16 protein-coding genes are annotated in these 15,457 nt (G+C 43.6%); 11 read left to right on the top strand and 5 right to left on the bottom strand.

What is annotated here, in order from left to right; all coding sequences use genetic code 11:
- Position 1: 1 nt before the first annotated feature.
- The 3 genes from V7R35_RS08325 to V7R35_RS08315 all read left to right on the top strand — a co-directional run bounded on the left by V7R35_RS08325 (position 2) and on the right by V7R35_RS08315 (position 1,681).
- Positions 2-196, top strand: a complete 195-nt coding sequence (locus tag V7R35_RS08325; RefSeq protein WP_334014280.1) for a Trm112 family protein — start codon at positions 2-4, stop codon at positions 194-196.
- A gap of 8 nt (positions 197-204) precedes the next feature.
- Entirely contained in the window at positions 205-957 is a 753-nt protein-coding gene (gene kdsB / locus V7R35_RS08320; protein ID WP_334014278.1) for a 3-deoxy-manno-octulosonate cytidylyltransferase, read from the top strand.
- Between the two features lie 64 nt (positions 958-1,021).
- Entirely contained in the window at positions 1,022-1,681 is a 660-nt protein-coding gene (locus V7R35_RS08315; protein ID WP_334014276.1) for an SDR family oxidoreductase, read from the top strand.
- A 207-nt stretch (positions 1,682-1,888) separates the two neighbouring features.
- On the opposite strand, the gene rimO is transcribed toward V7R35_RS08315, so the two are convergent.
- Positions 1,889-3,337, bottom strand: coding sequence for a 30S ribosomal protein S12 methylthiotransferase RimO (rimO, locus tag V7R35_RS08310; protein ID WP_334014275.1), 1,449 nt, complete (start codon positions 3,335-3,337; stop codon positions 1,889-1,891).
- Positions 3,338-3,712: 375 nt separating this feature from the next.
- Between rimO and V7R35_RS08305 the strand changes: the two genes are divergently transcribed.
- Positions 3,713-4,264, top strand: coding sequence for a DUF2919 family protein (locus V7R35_RS08305; RefSeq protein WP_334014274.1), 552 nt, complete (start codon positions 3,713-3,715; stop codon positions 4,262-4,264).
- 84 nt (positions 4,265-4,348) lie between these two features.
- Here V7R35_RS08305 and V7R35_RS08300 read toward each other — a convergent pair whose 3' ends face one another.
- Together V7R35_RS08300 and tcdA are read right to left on the bottom strand one after the other, a co-directional pair.
- Positions 4,349-4,756: a hypothetical protein gene (locus tag V7R35_RS08300; RefSeq protein WP_334014272.1), complete on the bottom strand. Its 408-nt coding sequence runs from the start codon at positions 4,754-4,756 to the stop codon at positions 4,349-4,351.
- Positions 4,757-4,897: 141 nt separating this feature from the next.
- Positions 4,898-5,692: a tRNA cyclic N6-threonylcarbamoyladenosine(37) synthase TcdA gene (gene tcdA / locus V7R35_RS08295; RefSeq protein ID WP_334014271.1), complete on the bottom strand. Its 795-nt coding sequence runs from the start codon at positions 5,690-5,692 to the stop codon at positions 4,898-4,900.
- 248 nt (positions 5,693-5,940) lie between these two features.
- Between tcdA and V7R35_RS08290 the strand changes: the two genes are divergently transcribed.
- The 3 genes from V7R35_RS08290 to V7R35_RS08280 all read left to right on the top strand — a co-directional run bounded on the left by V7R35_RS08290 (position 5,941) and on the right by V7R35_RS08280 (position 9,490).
- Positions 5,941-6,921 (top strand): glutathione S-transferase family protein, encoded by a 981-nt coding sequence (locus V7R35_RS08290; protein ID WP_334014269.1) that lies wholly within the window; start codon positions 5,941-5,943, stop codon positions 6,919-6,921.
- 11 nt (positions 6,922-6,932) lie between these two features.
- Positions 6,933-7,811, top strand: a complete 879-nt coding sequence (locus V7R35_RS08285; protein WP_438823456.1) for a pirin family protein — start codon at positions 6,933-6,935, stop codon at positions 7,809-7,811.
- 218 nt (positions 7,812-8,029) lie between these two features.
- Positions 8,030-9,490, top strand: a complete 1,461-nt coding sequence (locus V7R35_RS08280; RefSeq protein WP_334014267.1) for a phosphomannomutase CpsG — start codon at positions 8,030-8,032, stop codon at positions 9,488-9,490.
- 151 nt (positions 9,491-9,641) lie between these two features.
- Here the strand turns inward: V7R35_RS08280 and V7R35_RS08275 are convergent, their stop codons facing one another.
- Positions 9,642-10,064, bottom strand: a complete 423-nt coding sequence (locus V7R35_RS08275; protein ID WP_334014265.1) for a DUF3429 domain-containing protein — start codon at positions 10,062-10,064, stop codon at positions 9,642-9,644.
- 96 nt (positions 10,065-10,160) lie between these two features.
- On the bottom strand, positions 10,161-11,438 hold the full coding sequence (locus tag V7R35_RS08270) for a citrate synthase (protein WP_334014264.1): 1,278 nt from the start codon (positions 11,436-11,438) through the stop codon (positions 10,161-10,163).
- 701 nt (positions 11,439-12,139) lie between these two features.
- On the opposite strand from V7R35_RS08270, the gene sdhC reads away from it, so the two are divergent.
- From sdhC to V7R35_RS08250, 4 genes are read left to right on the top strand one after another with little or no spacing between them, the layout of a single operon-like run.
- Entirely contained in the window at positions 12,140-12,514 is a 375-nt protein-coding gene (gene sdhC, locus V7R35_RS08265; RefSeq protein WP_071814724.1) for a succinate dehydrogenase, cytochrome b556 subunit, read from the top strand.
- The gene (gene sdhD, locus V7R35_RS08260) at positions 12,508-12,855 is read left to right on the top strand and encodes a succinate dehydrogenase, hydrophobic membrane anchor protein (RefSeq protein ID WP_071814725.1); all 348 of its coding nucleotides are present in this window, start codon (positions 12,508-12,510) and stop codon (positions 12,853-12,855) included. Before sdhC ends, sdhD begins: the two co-directional genes overlap by 7 nt.
- A gap of 1 nt (position 12,856) precedes the next feature.
- Complete coding sequence (sdhA, locus tag V7R35_RS08255; RefSeq protein ID WP_334014263.1) at positions 12,857-14,629, top strand: succinate dehydrogenase flavoprotein subunit; 1,773 nt, start codon at positions 12,857-12,859, stop codon at positions 14,627-14,629.
- A 14-nt stretch (positions 14,630-14,643) separates the two neighbouring features.
- Positions 14,644-15,354 (top strand): succinate dehydrogenase iron-sulfur subunit, encoded by a 711-nt coding sequence (locus V7R35_RS08250; protein ID WP_156078342.1) that lies wholly within the window; start codon positions 14,644-14,646, stop codon positions 15,352-15,354.
- Positions 15,355-15,457 lie beyond the last annotated feature (103 nt).

Below are 15,457 nucleotides of genomic sequence, written 5' to 3'. Positions count from 1 at the left end.
AATGGCTTTTGATAAAAAACTATTAGATGTTTTAGCGTGCCCAGTGTGTAAAGGCAAATTAGTGTTAAGTGAAGACAAGTCTCAACTGATCTGCCGATTCGATCGCCTTGCTTACGACATTAAAGACGGTATTCCGGTATTAATCGAAAGTAAGGCTACCGCTTTGTCTGTTGAAGAAGTAGACGCTACACGTTAGGAATTATTATGTCATTTACTGTTGTTATTCCAGCGCGCTATGGCTCCAGTCGTTTTCCAGGTAAGCCATTAGCGTTAATTGATGGAAAGCCAATGATTCAACATGTCGTTGAGCGCGCTAAAGAAGCTGGCGCTGACACGATTATTGTTGCTACCGATGACGATAGGATAAAAAACGTTGTAGAAGGTTTTGCCAAAGTATGCATGACGTCACCACAGCATCAGTCTGGTACGGAACGCATTGCTGAAGTAATACAAACAGAGAAAATTGCTGCCGATACCATTGTGGTAAACGTGCAGGGGGATGAACCTTTTATTCCCGCTGCGAATATAATGCAGGTGGCCGAAAATCTTGCTGCTGCACCGCAATGTCAAATGGCCACGCTTTCTACGCCAATAAACGATGTAGATGATGTCTTTAATCCCAATGTGGTAAAGGTGTTGGTGAATACACACGGCGAATCAATTTATTTTTCTCGTTCGCCTATTCCATTTGAACGTGATCGCATGATGGTCGATGCGTCATCTGCTGATACAGCTCTTTACAAGCGACATATCGGTATTTATGCCTATCGCGCGGCTTACGTATCGCGCTATGTATCATACGAAGCATCTGCACTAGAACAAATAGAGTCGCTGGAACAGCTTCGCGCTATTTGGTATGGCGATAAAATTCATTGTGACGTGGCTGTGGCACCACCGCCAATAGGCATTGATACACCAGAAGATCTTGAACGTCTTACGGCGACTATAAAAGCATAGCCCATTGCCTTTTAGGCAAGGCAAAGCTTACTTTCAATAATTACGCATAAACAAGGAACGGACTATGAACGTTGTTATAACAGGTGGTAATCGCGGTATTGGTTTGGCCCTCGCAAAACAATATAAAGCGCAGGGCGCAAAAGTCTATGCTACATGCCGTAATAGTTGTGATGAGCTAAATAGCTCTGGAGTAAATGTAGTAAGTGGTGTTGATGTATCTGACGCCAACTCTCTGGTCGAAAAATTAGCGCCGCTGCGTGAAACTAGCATCGATCTATTGATAAATAATGCGGGTGTGTTGGGGCGTGAAAGTATCGAAGATTGGGATCCAAACACTATAGACTATCAATTTCGAGTAAACGCGTTGGGGCCACTATTGGTAACGCAAACCCTGTTACCCGCCATGGCACAAAATAGTAAAGTTGCGTTAATTACAAGCCGCATGGGCTCAATGGCCGACAATGGTTCTGGCGGGTATTACGGCTATAGAATGTCGAAGGCAGCCTTAAATGCCGCAGGCGTTTCTATGGCTAATGACTTAAAACCGAAAGGCATTGCGGTAGGTATTTTTCACCCAGGCTTTGTTCAGACCGAAATGGTAAACGGGGCTGGTGACATTGATGCCGACACCTGTGCGTCACGTCTGGTAGAGCGTATTAGTGAACTTAACGTCGATAATGCAGGACGATTCATCCATTCAAATGGTGAAGTACTACCTTGGTAGGCTTCGGCTTGCAACGAATGCTGTTCGCAGTGGGTTGCGTATTGAGTTAGAGCCTATCCGTAATAGCTACTTGATAGCAATTCTTTTGAAATAGCTCTTTTGAAATAACGCATAGAACTTAATGTTAGTGCCATAGCTGCATAAACTTGTAAAAAAAGCCTAGGTGAAGATAACACTTAGGCCCTTTTTTATTAGAAAGAGAATAGCTTACGCGTTGTCGCTGTCTGCTTCTTCATCTTGCTCTTCTGACAATACCGCCCAAACGTCATGTTCGTTAGCGTGAATAACTTCAGCCCATACACGGTCGCCAGGTTTTACGTCGTATACACCATTTAAGTGAACAACACCGTCAACTTCTGGTGCGTCTGCGTAAGCTCGGCCTACAGCCCCTTCAGCGTCCACACTATCAATAACTACTTGATATTCATTGCCGATACGTGCTTTTAATCGTGCGGCGCTGATTTCGCCTTGCACTTCCATAAAGCGTGCAAGTCTCGCTTGCTTTACATCCTCTGGAACGGGATCTGGTAGATCGTTTGCTCTAGCACCTTCAACAGGTGAGTAAGCAAATGCACCGACGCGGTCAAGTTGGGCTTCGCGAAGAAAATCAAGAAGCTCTTCAAACTCTTCTTCGGTTTCGCCTGGGAAACCAACGATAAACGTAGAGCGAATAACCAAAGAAGGGCACTGTTCGCGCCATTTTTTAACACGTTCAAGGGTTCGCTCAGCGCTTCCAGGGCGCTTCATGAGTCTAAGAATACGCTTGTTGGCATGTTGGAATGGAATATCTAGGTAAGGGAGTATTTTACCTTCGTTCATTAATGGAATAAGGTCATTCACGTGTGGGTACGGGTAAACGTAATGAAGGCGAACCCAAATTCCCATTTCACCCAGTTTTTCACACAATTGCTGCATGTGTGTTTTTACCGGCATACCATTCCAGAAACCGGTGCGGTGTTTTACGTCTACGCCGTAAGCGCTGGTATCTTGAGAAATAACAAGTAGCTCTTTCACGCCCGCTTCTTTTAAGCGTTTTGCTTCATCAAGCACATTGCCCACTGGTCGGCTAACTAAGTCGCCACGCATTGAAGGAATAATACAGAAAGTACAACGATGGTTGCAGCCTTCAGAAATTTTAAGGTAGGCGTAGTGACGCGGCGTTAATTTAACACCGTGATCAGGAATAAGATCTTCAAACGGATTGTGTTGAGGTTTTGGCAAGTGCTCATGCACTTGTTCAACTACTGTTTCATAGGCATGAGGGCCAGTAATAGCAAGTACGTTTGGATGTAACTCGCGTATCTCGTCTTCTTTCACACCTAAGCAACCAGTAACAATCACCTTGCCGTTTTCTTTTAGTGCTTCGCCGATGGTATCTAGCGACTCTTCAACCGCTGCGTCAATAAAGCCACAGGTATTTACAATAACTAAGTCGGCATCGTTGTAAGTTGGAACAACGTCATAACCTTCAGTGCGCAGCTGTGTAAGTATGCGTTCTGAATCAACGAGGTTTTTTGGACAGCCGAGGCTCACAAACCCTATACGGCTGCCGCTGCTGGCTGCATTGGATTTGTTATCGCTTAATACCTTAACAGGAGTTTCAAGCGTTGTGGTTTTGTTGACCACGTTTTTTGGATTGTAGGTCTCTACTGTCATCTAAAAATTACCCGACAAATGACTGTGTTTAAAATGGGCGCGGATTATACAGTAAAAGCAAAAATAACTCAGTAACAAACACGCTTTTTATTGGTCAGTTTTTTAATTTACAGTACCCATCTGCCCAGAATCGACCAATCAAACTTGTTTAATTAATAGTTTTTAATGTTTGGTTAAAATAACTGAACGTTTGTCTTCTTCACCCTCTATGTCAGAAAGTACTTGGAAGCGCGATGAAAACGCTATCGCAGTTTATGCCTAGCACTAACTCATCTGCTATTCGAAGAGCTGCAAGTTAACATCACATAATAGGATTAAAGGGTTTTAATTTAAGCGTTGCACCCCATAGTAAGCTAATCAGGAAAATATTAGTCATTGGCACAGCACGACTCATACGAGGCGTATCCAGTGATACTTGGTGCAACAATGCTCAAACTCCCCTTACAATTTTACGACGAGTCGGGCCGTATTTTACCGCCTAAATGGCTGTATGCGTTATGCATGCTGCTGTGTATTGACTGGATAGCTTTCGTGTTTTCTTTGGCTTCTCGCGCTCAAACCAATGAACTGCTGAGCTTTTTCTATCCAAATAAAGCGAGCTTGGGCATTGCGCTTATTGCAAGCCTACCAATTCTAACGGGTCTATTATTGGTTAGCCAGCGGGACCGTTTATGGAAAAAAGGGTACATAAAGTGGTGTACCGCTATCAAGCCAACGATTTTATTCGGCTGTTTTTCACTATTCGCAGTTCAATTGACGTACTTAATGGATCACGAATGGGGTTTCGAGTTCGTTGTAGCGCTCAGAATGGCGTTTTGTCTTTTTGCATTGTACGCATTTTGGAAAAGTCGTCATTTGCGTTGGATGATTGAAGACTGGTTGATTGTTGGACATGAAGATAACGAAAAACAAGCCAATAACCTATAGTTGCTGGTGTTTTTCAGTATGTAACTGTGAGAGTAAAAGTTTATTAGTTGGGCGACATGTGGGGATTGCCGCCCAATAATAGTCTTAGTGTTTGTGGTTCGACAATGCCTGCTGGTAATAAGCGTTTACGCTAATTTGGCTATCGTTTACCAAGCGTTCGTAACAAATTCCGGCAAATGCGTAAGTGTTATCACCCACTTTCAGAAACACAGTAGGCGCATTAGGATTTGTTTGGTCATATACCCATTCTCCATCGAGTTGTGTTTTAACTATTTCTCCCACGTACGCACCGAAGATATTACAAATCGTAAATACGGCTTGGTCTTCTAATGCCTGATCATGGTATTTATCGATAAAACTCAAAAGAATATCATCCACCAAGGCTACGCTTTCTGGCGTGTTGTTAAGCACGATATCAAATTCTTGCTGTGCGGCTACCACTGCGTCTTTTGCACAATCTTGCATCAGTGTATTTAGTTCTTCGGGTGACATGGTGTTCTCCTGTACGCCAGACATTATTTTAGTGCTTGTTACATTAATTAGTCTTTATTAGTTAAACAAGCAACGTATTGAGTTTTCATTATTTTTCGTCAATACGTTTTCCGCTATTGTGCTTAGGTTATCGGCGAAAGTCTATTTTTGTGCAGTTAATCTATTAATCACGCTGGCTGCTGCAAACATTCCAAACGTTGCTGTTACTGTTACTACCGCGCCAAACCCTCCTGCGCAATCTAGACGCGTACCGCCTTCCATAGCCGATTTATTATGGCAGACCGAGCCATCTGGCTGTGGGTAGCGCAACTGTTCTGTGGAATAGATACACTCAATGCCAAAACGTCTTTTCGGGTTTTTACTAAAGTTATAATTACGACGAAGCTCACTGCGTAATTTGGCCGCGAGAGGATCCTGCGTTGTTTTCGATAAATCGCCTTTGGTAACTTGAGTTGGATCTATTTGTCCTCCAGCGCCACCCACTGTAACAATAGGTATTTTTGCGCGTTTGCAGTGCGCAATCATAGCGGCTTTTGCACGAATGCTATCTGTAGCATCCACCACTGCATCCATCTCTTTGGTAAGTAATGTTGCGGTATTTTCTGGTGTAACAAAATCCTCAATGCATACAACTTGGCAATTGGGGTTGATTAGCGCTATCCGTGCAGCAATTGCGTCAACCTTCGCTTCACCAATGGTGTTGGAGAGTGCGTGAATTTGCCTGTTAGTGTTAGTAACACAAACGTCATCTAAATCTATAAGCGTGATTTTGCCAATGCCTGAACGGGCAAATGCTTCGGCAGTCCAACTACCAACACCGCCAATACCAACTACCGCAACGTGGCTAGCAGCTAATTCTTTGGTTTGTTCAGCACCGTACAAACGCACAATGCCACCTAATCGTTGATCGTCAGACATCTTTATCACTTTCTTCATTTAATAACAGTTCATGCTTCAGCACGATGCAAATCGAATGCACTGTTTCTCACAGGTACACCCTTGCAAGTTCTTAGCTGTAGCGCTTGGCGCGCATGATCGCAGAAAGCATTAAAATTGCAAATATGAAATTTACTGTTGTTTACACAACGTGTGAATTTTTCGAATAGTAAATCCGTTTTATACCGACATACGTTCCAGTTTATGTATGTTTAAATGCATCCATCAATACAGATCAGGAGGCAATCATGGGCCTATTAGTAGACGGACAGTGGCAAGATAAATGGTATGACACCAAAAAGAGTGGTGGGAAATTTGAACGTCAGGCATCACAATTTCGTGATTCCATATCTAATGAAGCCGGCGCAAAATTCAAAGCAGAGTCTGGTCGCTATCATCTTTACGTTTCATTGGCGTGTCCATGGGCTCACAGAACTCTTATCTTTCGAGTGCTAAAGGGGCTTGAAGAACATATTGATGTTTCTGTGGTGCATCCTGAGATGTTGGACAAAGGATGGGAGTTTGGTGAATATCCAGGGGCAACAGGCGACAAGTTGTTTGGTAAAAACTACGCCCATGAACTTTACACGAAAGTAAAACCAGATATTACATCGCGAGTTACGGTTCCCATTTTGTGGGATACTCACACCAACAGCATTGTAAACAATGAGTCGGCTGAAATTATTCGTATATTCAATAGTGCGTTTAATGAGTTAACCGGAAACACAGACGATTATTACCCTGAGGCGCTTCGTAAAGATATCGACGATATAAACGATTTGGTTTATCACGGTATCAACAATGGCGTGTATAAATCTGGCTTTGCCACTACACAAGAAGCGTACGATGAAGCGGTAGCTGCGTTGTTCAATGCGTTAGACACAGTAGAAGCGCGTTTAGCGAAACAACGTTATTTGGTAGGTGATGGTTCAAGCAGCCAAATTACAGAAGCAGATTGGCGGTTGTTCACAACGCTAATTCGCTTCGATGCCGTTTATCATGGGCATTTTAAATGTAACGTAAAGCAAATAGCGGATTACCCGAATATTTATGGCTACATGAAAGAGTTGTATCAAATGCCTGGGATAGCTGAAACGGTTAACTTTGACCATATAAAACGTCACTATTACTACAGTCATACTATGATTAACCCAACACAGGTTATTCCAGTTGGTCCATCACAAGACTTGCTTGCACCGCATGGTCGCAACAAGCAGTATTCAAAATGAGTACTTCTATGTTGGCTTCAAACCAAGATTCAAACAAACGCGTTGAAAAAGTAGTTAGCGGAGTCGCAACTAGCGATGGCGCAGGCGTATCGCTAACCCGCATTATTGGTCAACCTGATTTACCGCGGTTAGATCCATTTTTAATGTTGGATTTCTTTGGCTCCGATAACCCAGGTGAGTATATCGCTGGTTTTCCTGCGCACCCTCACCGAGGTTTTCAAACGGTTACCTATATGCTTGCTGGTAAAATGCGACATAAGGATTCAGTAGGTAATGAAGGCGTTATCGAGGCAGGCGGGATACAGTGGATGAATGCCGGAAAAGGCATTATTCATGAAGAAATGCCCGAACAAGAAAAAGGCCTATTACAAGGTTTTCAGTTATGGGTAAATTTACCCGCGTCTGAGAAAATGTCCTCGCCTAATTATCAAGATATAAAGCCCGATGAGGTTCCCGAGGTTAGTTTGCCTAATGCTACTGTGAAGGTGTTAGCGGGGAGCCTGCAAGCAACAAGAGGCCCAGTAAAAACAGCCGCAGTATCACCTTCTTTCTATGACGTAACGCTAAAGCAGGGAGAGACGGAAATTCGGCTCGAAGAGGGCAGTAGTGGATTTGTTTATGTTTACGAAGGGCAATGCAGCACTGTTGCTAATAGTGACGCAAATGGGAGTAGAAGCAGTTCGAATACAGCGCTTAAAAGCTGTGAGCTAGGCGTGCTTTCGAATGCCGGTAATAGAATTGTTTTAAGCACAGACTCGCAATGTAAGTGTATTGTTGTTACTGGGCAGCCTATTAATGAGCCTGTTGTACAATATGGCCCTTTCGTGATGAATACACAGCAAGAGATTATTAAAGCCTTTAATGACTACCAAAGTGGAACTTTAGCGTAACAACTCACCATTCTGAGGATTTTTTGGCAAGTCGAAGTTTGTAATTTGGTTATAAGATTTATCATCATAAGAAAACGCTTGGGAACAAGCGTTTTTTTACCTTTCTATTAGTAATTCACTTCTCCAAATGATTTAATACTTCGCCAAAAGTGGCGTGCAGCCCAAGAATTCAGATTTCCAAACTCAAATAAGAGCAATGTTAGGGATTAAAAATAGACATGGCGATTGAAATTACGTGCTTTAAAGCGTACGACATACGTGGTGAATTAAACAAACAACTTACTGAAACCGTGGCATACCGCATTGGCTTTGCTTTCGCCAAAGAGTTAAATGCAAAAACGGTAGTCGTTGGTAGTGATGTGCGATTAACATCAACACCATTGAAGCTGGCACTAAGCGCGGGTTTAGTTGACGCCGGTGCACGCGTATTTGATATTGGCTCAGCGGGCACAGAAGAAATTTATTTCGCCACCAAACACCTAGAGGTTGATGGGGGCATTGAGGTTACAGCAAGCCATAACCCAATAAACTACAACGGAATGAAGCTAGTTAAAGCCGGGTCTGTGCCTATCAGCGGTGATACTGGTCTAAATGCGATTAAAGCGACGGCAGAACAGCTTGACGATGCAGCTATAAATGAGCGTATTGCTTTTTACACGAATAATTGTGAAATAAGCGACGATGCATTCTTCAATGGGAAAGCTCATGTGAGCGCTGACAAGCTCGCAGAAAGCGGTCAGTTTGAAGTTATTTCATGTATGGATGCTTATGTTGAACACATGCTTTCTTACGTTAACTTAGACAATTTTACACCGCTAAAAGTTGTTGTTAACGCTGGTAACGGTGCCGCTGGTCCGGCACTTGATGCAATTGAAAAGGCTATGCTTGATAAAGATGTGCCCATTGAGTTTATAAAAGTACACCATGAAGCGGATGGTACGTTTCCTAACGGTATTCCAAACCCTTTACTTCCTGAGAATCGCGACGATACTGCAAATGCGGTAAAACAGTCCAATGCCGACTTTGGTATTGCGTGGGACGGCGATTTCGATCGCTGTTTCCTGTTCGACGCAGATGGACAATTTATTGAAGGCTATTACATTGTAGGCCTCTTAGCTTCAGCGTTTATTGAGAAAAATACTGACAGCAAGATAATTTACGACCCTCGTGTTTATTGGAATACGGAAGATATTGTAGCTAATGCGGGTGGTACACCAATCAAATCAAAAACAGGGCACGCTTTCATCAAAGAGCGCATGCGAAAAGAAGATGCGGTTTATGGCGGTGAGATGAGTGCGCATCACTATTTCCGCGATTTTGCATACTGTGATTCAGGCATGATTCCGTGGTTACTCGTGGCTGAACTGCTTTGTGTGAAAAAGCAAAGCCTTGCCAGCATGGTGAAAGAGCGCATTGAGGCGTTTCCTTCTTCAGGTGAAATAAACAGTAAGCTAAAAGATGCTGATGAAGCACTAACGCGTGTAACAAATAAATACAAACCAGAAGCTGATGTTGTTGATACCACTGATGGCTTAGGCCTAGAGTTTGGAACATGGCGCTTTAATTTACGTAAATCGAACACCGAGCCGGTAATTCGTTTGAACGTGGAGAGCAAGGGTGACATTGCGCTAATGGAAGAAAAAACCGCTGAGCTACTTGCGCTGATTCGTGCAGAGTAGAAGGTTTTTAATACGTTCAAAAAAAGGCGGGCATTTGATGCTCGCCTTTTATGTTTAAGCCAAGTAATTAAGGGGCTCTAGGCTGGTTAATTAAGTTGTCAATTATGCTACGCGTAACTCGTTGGTGAAGGGTTACGAGCACTGATACACGCTAAGCTAGCAAGTAAATCATCCATGCATGACAAAGGACCACTACGGTCGTTAACCCCATTCTCATACTGATATAGCTGACCACTTGGTCTTTTGGCAGACTTAGCGTGAACTTGTCGTACACTAATAACGCAACATAACTTAGTGACAAAACGCCGAGTACTTTTACATCGTTTGCAAAAACTAAACACAACCACCCCACAATGGTGGGCAACATGGCGATGTACATTTGTTTGTCATATCGTTGATTGCTCACTGAGTCCCACCAGTGAATACCGCCAAAAAAAGACATTAATACAGCAGAATACTGTACAAAATAAGCGGTGCTCTGCGTTATAGAAAACAGATTCAATTGATAAGCAAGCGGCATTGCTATGAAGGGAATTAAACCAGCAATACCTAAAAACAATGCAGAATAGGGCATTCACGTTCCTTTTTTAAATATTTTCTGTGTACATAAAACAAAAATAGCGCCGTTAGGCGCTATTTTTTACAATTAAAGTAAAAACTAAGTTCAGTATTACTTAATTGGGTTGTACTTACGCTGGCTGTGACCAGTGTATAGCTGACGAGGACGGCCAATCTTTTGCTTAGGGTCGCTCATCATTTCATGCCAGTGTGAAATCCAGCCTACTGTACGAGACAGTGCGAAGATACACGTGAACATGTTGGTAGGAATACCAATTGCCTTAAGTACGATACCTGAATAGAAGTCTACGTTCGGGAATAGTTTCTTCTCAGCGAAGTATGGGTCGCTTAATGCAATTTTTTCAAGTTCCATAGCTACTTCTAGCAGAGGATCTTTAACATTTAGCTCGCTTAGTACTTCGTGACAGCTTTCGCGCATAACTGTAGCACGTGGGTCGTGGTTCTTATAAACACGGTGACCGAAGCCCATTAGACGAAATGGGTCGCTCTTGTCTTTTGCACGTGCAATGAACTCTGGAATACGGTCAACCGTACCGATTTCTTCAAGCATGTTTAGACACGCTTCGTTTGCACCGCCGTGAGCAGGGCCCCATAGTGATGCTACACCCGCAGAAATACATGCATAAGGGTTAGCACCTGAAGAACCAGCAAGACGTACAGTAGACGTTGATGCGTTCTGCTCGTGGTCTGCGTGAAGCGTAAAGATACGGTCCATCGCACGTTCAACAGCAGGGCTGATTTGATATTCTTCTGCAGGAACAGAGAACATCATGTTCAAGAAGTTAGCAGCGTAGCTTAGGTCGTTACGTGGATACACAAACGGCTGGCCGATGTTGTATTTGTAGCACATTGCAACAAGCGTAGGCATCTTCGCAATTAGTCGATGTGCGCTACGTATACGTTGCTCTTCATTCGATACGTCTAGGTCGCTGTGGTAGAACGAAGACATCGCGCCAACTGTACCGCATAGCATTGCCATAGGGTGCGCGTCGTTACGGAAACCATGGAAGAACATGTTAATTTGTTCGTGAACCATAGTATGACGAGTAATCGTCGCTTTAAATTCCTCGTACTGTTCTTTTGTCGGTGCATCACCGTGAAGAAGCATGTGACATACTTCTAAATAGTCAGCATCGCGTGCTAGTTCTTCGATAGGGAAGCCACGGTGTAAGAGTACACCTTGAGCGCCGTCGATATAGGTGATTGCTGACTCGCAAGATCCTGTCGCCATAAAACCTGGGTCGTACGTGAAATAGCCGCTTTGGCCAAGCGTACGGACATCGATTACATCTTGTCCTTCGGTGCCAGACAAGATAGGAAGCTCGATTTCCTTACCGCCGGCTTTAAGAATGGCTTTCTGATCTGCCATATAATGCTCTCCTCAGAATGGTTCTGTTTGCGACGAAAACGGATGAAAATATCCGCTTCGTTGGGAAAAGTGGGCGTATTTGTACTTTATTATGCACTAACAAGTCAATTTAATTGCATATATGCACAATAAATATTCCGAATTGCTTAAAAAAATAATTAGCAATCAGATAACGAATGATTAACGCGTTGGAATTTCACTTTGCCCGATACCGTGCAATTATCAATGGCTTTTATCGAAAGGTAAACCACCGATCGTTAAATATTAGCAACTGAGATTAAAAAGTGACCTTTAGATGTGGAATAAATACTCACTCAGATTAAAAGTCATTAATTTCTCTGTTGCTTACGTAGTTATTCCCCGTTGCTGCTGATAAGCTTTAACTACTGTTGTTGCACTCGTTTAAACGCGTTGCATCCAATTTTGATCTCTTTTTACACGAAATAATTACAAGGTAGGACAATAAGCGACTAAAGTCTTACTACGGCACAAAAAATTGTAATTATATACTACGCTGGATATACTCAGCGGTGCTTTTGGAATGGAATAATTATTCTGTTACAGGCATTAAAGAATAATTCACAAATTGTTAACAACTCAATGGATGAGGCAATTAACAGGTTAAAAAGCGAATTCACTTATTCAGGACATAATAAAGATAAGTAATTCATTATCCCCTACGGATTAAACAGGCATACATTGTGAAAAAGCAAAGACCAGTAAATTTAGAACTCAATACTATTAAATTTCCGCCCTCTGCTATTTCGTCAATTCTCCACCGTGTAACCGGTGTTGCAATGTTCTTCGCGCTACTATTTGTAATTTGGGCATGGGCAGTTTCTGTACATTCACCTGAAGGTTTCGCGAACGTTCAAGCAATCATGGACGGTTTCCTTGGAAAATTTGTCGCAATTGGCACAGCTTCAGCGCTGACTTATCACATTCTAGGCGGCCTAAGACATGTTGTTATGGATTTAGGTCACTGGGAAGAATTAGAGTCGGGCAACACAAGTGCGAAAGCAGTAATCGCTCTTTGGGTTGTACTGACCGTAGTATTGGGAGTTGCACTATGGTAACCAACCAAGCAAGCATTAAGCGTGACGGCGTACAAGACTACGTTTCACTTCGCGCAACAGCAGCAATTATTTTCGCGTACTCGGTTTTCATGGCGTGGTTTTTTATTACCACCGATAACATTACGTTTATCGAATGGCGAGGTTTGTTCTCTGGCCTAGCTATGAAAGTTTTCACATTGGCAGCTCTAGTAGCAGTGATGATCCACGTGCGTATCGGCCTATGGCAGGTACTTACAGACTACGTTAAAGCAACAGGTCTGCGCGCAGGACTACAATACATATTAAATATCATCGCTTTTGGCTACGTTGCAGTTGGCCTATTCGTTTTGTGGGGAGTGTAATATGAGTTTACCCGTTCACGAGTTTGATGCAGTAGTAATTGGAGCCGGCGGTGCAGGTATGCGCGCGGCACTTCAGATTTCACAGTCTGGTAAATCATGTGCACTGTTATCAAAAGTATTTCCAACCCGTTCTCACACCGTGTCTGCACAGGGTGGTATTACCGTAGCTCTAGGTAATTCACACGAAGACAACTGGGAATGGCACATGTACGATACCGTTAAAGGTTCTGATTACATCGGTGACCAAGACGCTATTGAATACATGTGTAAGACTGGTCCAGAAGCGATTATCGAAATGGAAAACATGGGTTTACCATTCTCGCGCTTCGAAAATGGTAAAATCTACCAGCGTCCATTTGGTGGTCAGTCTAAAAACTTCGGTGGCGAGCAGGGCGCTCGTACGGCAGCAGCGGCTGACCGTACAGGTCACGCGCTTCTTCACCTCCTTTATCAACAAAACGTTAAGAACAAAACGAAAGTTTTCTCTGAGTGGTACGCACTAGATCTAGTGAAAAACCAAGACGGCGACGTTGTAGGTTGTACGGCAATCGACATCGAAACTGGTGAAGTTGTTTACTTCAAGTCGCGTGCTGTTGTTCTTGCAACAGGTGGTGCAGGTCGAATTTATGCGTCTACTACGAATGCACACATCAATACTGGTGACGGTGTTGGTATGGCACTTCGTGCAGGCGTTGCGGTTCAAGATATGGAAATGTGGCAGTTCCACCCAACGGGTATTGCTGGCGCAGGTACATTGGTAACCGAAGGTTGTCGTGGTGAAGGCGGTTACCTTCTAAATAAAGACGGCGAACGTTTCATGGAACGTTATGCACCTAACGCAAAAGACCTTGCTGGTCGTGACGTTGTTGCACGTTCAATGATGACCGAAATCCGTGAAGGTCGAGGTTGTGAAGGCCCATGGGGTACTCACATCAAACTTAAGCTTGACCACCTTGGTAAAGACGTTCTTGAGTCTCGTTTACCTGGTATTCTTGAGCTGTCACGCACGTTTGCACACGTTGACCCTGTTAAAGAGCCAATTCCAGTAATTCCTACTTGTCACTATATGATGGGTGGTATTCCAACAAATGTAGACGGCCAGTGTTTAACGGTTGATGAAAATGGTAATGACAAAGTAGTTAACGGCCTATTTGCATGTGGTGAAATTGCTTGTGTATCTGTACACGGCGCTAACCGTCTTGGCGGTAACTCATTACTTGACCTTGTTGTATTCGGTCGTGCGACTGGCTTACACCTTGGTAAAACGCTATCTGAAATGGCACCAACACGCGACGCATCTGAATCTGACATTGAAGCTTCAATGACGCGTTTCAACCGTTGGGAAAATTCAGAGAAAGGCAAGGGCGAAGACCCAGTACAAATTAAGAAAGACTTGCAGAAATGCATGCAGCTTAACTTCTCAGTATTCCGTGAAGGTGAAGCAATGGCGGAAGGTCTTAAAGAGCTTAGCGAAATTCGCGAGCGTCTTAAGCATGCACGCCTTGATGACAAGAGCGCAGACTTCAATACCCAGCGTATCGAATGTTTGGAGCTTGATAACCTTATGGAAACCGCGTACAGCACAGCAGTAGCAGCGAACTTCAGAACGGAAAGCCGTGGCGCACACAGCCGCTTCGACTTCCCTGACCGTGATGATGATAACTGGTTATGTCACAGTATCTACGATCCGAACACTGATAAAATGCTTAAACGTGAAGTAAATATGGCGCCTAAGCTTAGGGAAGCATTCCCGCCTAAAGTGCGTTCATATTAAGAGAGGCAACGATCATGCAATTAACTTTTTCGATTTATCGTTACAACCCAGAAGTAGACGCGAAGCCTCGCATGCAAGACTACACTCTAGAAGTAGAGGAAGGTCAGGACATGATGGTGCTAGACGCGCTATTGGCACTTAAAGAGCAAGACCCGTCGCTATCTTTCCGTCGCTCTTGCCGTGAAGGTGTTTGTGGGTCAGACGGTGTGAACATGAACGGCAAAAACGGCCTAGCATGTATTACGCCGCTGTCTGCTTTGGGCAAAGGTAAAATAGTTGTACGTCCTCTTCCAGGTTTGCCTGTAGTGCGTGACCTGGTAGTAGACATGACACAGTTCTACACACAGTATGAGAAGATTAAGCCGTTCTTAATCAATGACAGCAAACAGCCGCCAGCGCGTGAGCACCTTCAGTCGCCTGAAGAAAGAGCTAAGCTTGACGGTTTGTATGAGTGTATCCTTTGTGCTTGTTGTTCTACGTCTTGTCCATCGTTCTGGTGGAACCCAGACAAGTTCATCGGCCCAGCAGGTCTATTACACGCATACCGTTTCTTGATTGATTCTCGTGACACTGCAACAGAAGAGCGTCTTAACGACCTTGATGATGCATTCAGCGTATTCCGCTGTCACGGAATCATGAACTGTGTAAGCGTATGCCCTAAAGGATTGAACCCGACTAAAGCAATTGGACAAATTAAGTCTATGCTTTTACAACGGGCTGTTTAGTACTATAGTCTGATAACTTTCTGAGTTATAGATGCGATACGCTAGATAGCCATCCCAAAAGGATGGCTATTTTTTTATATATTCGCTGTTATAACACTTGGTT

Source organism: Alteromonas sp. S167 (assembly GCF_036864375.1).
Taxonomy (GTDB): Bacteria; Pseudomonadota; Gammaproteobacteria; order Enterobacterales; family Alteromonadaceae; genus Alteromonas.
This window is presented reverse-complemented; position numbering and strand designations above follow the sequence as displayed.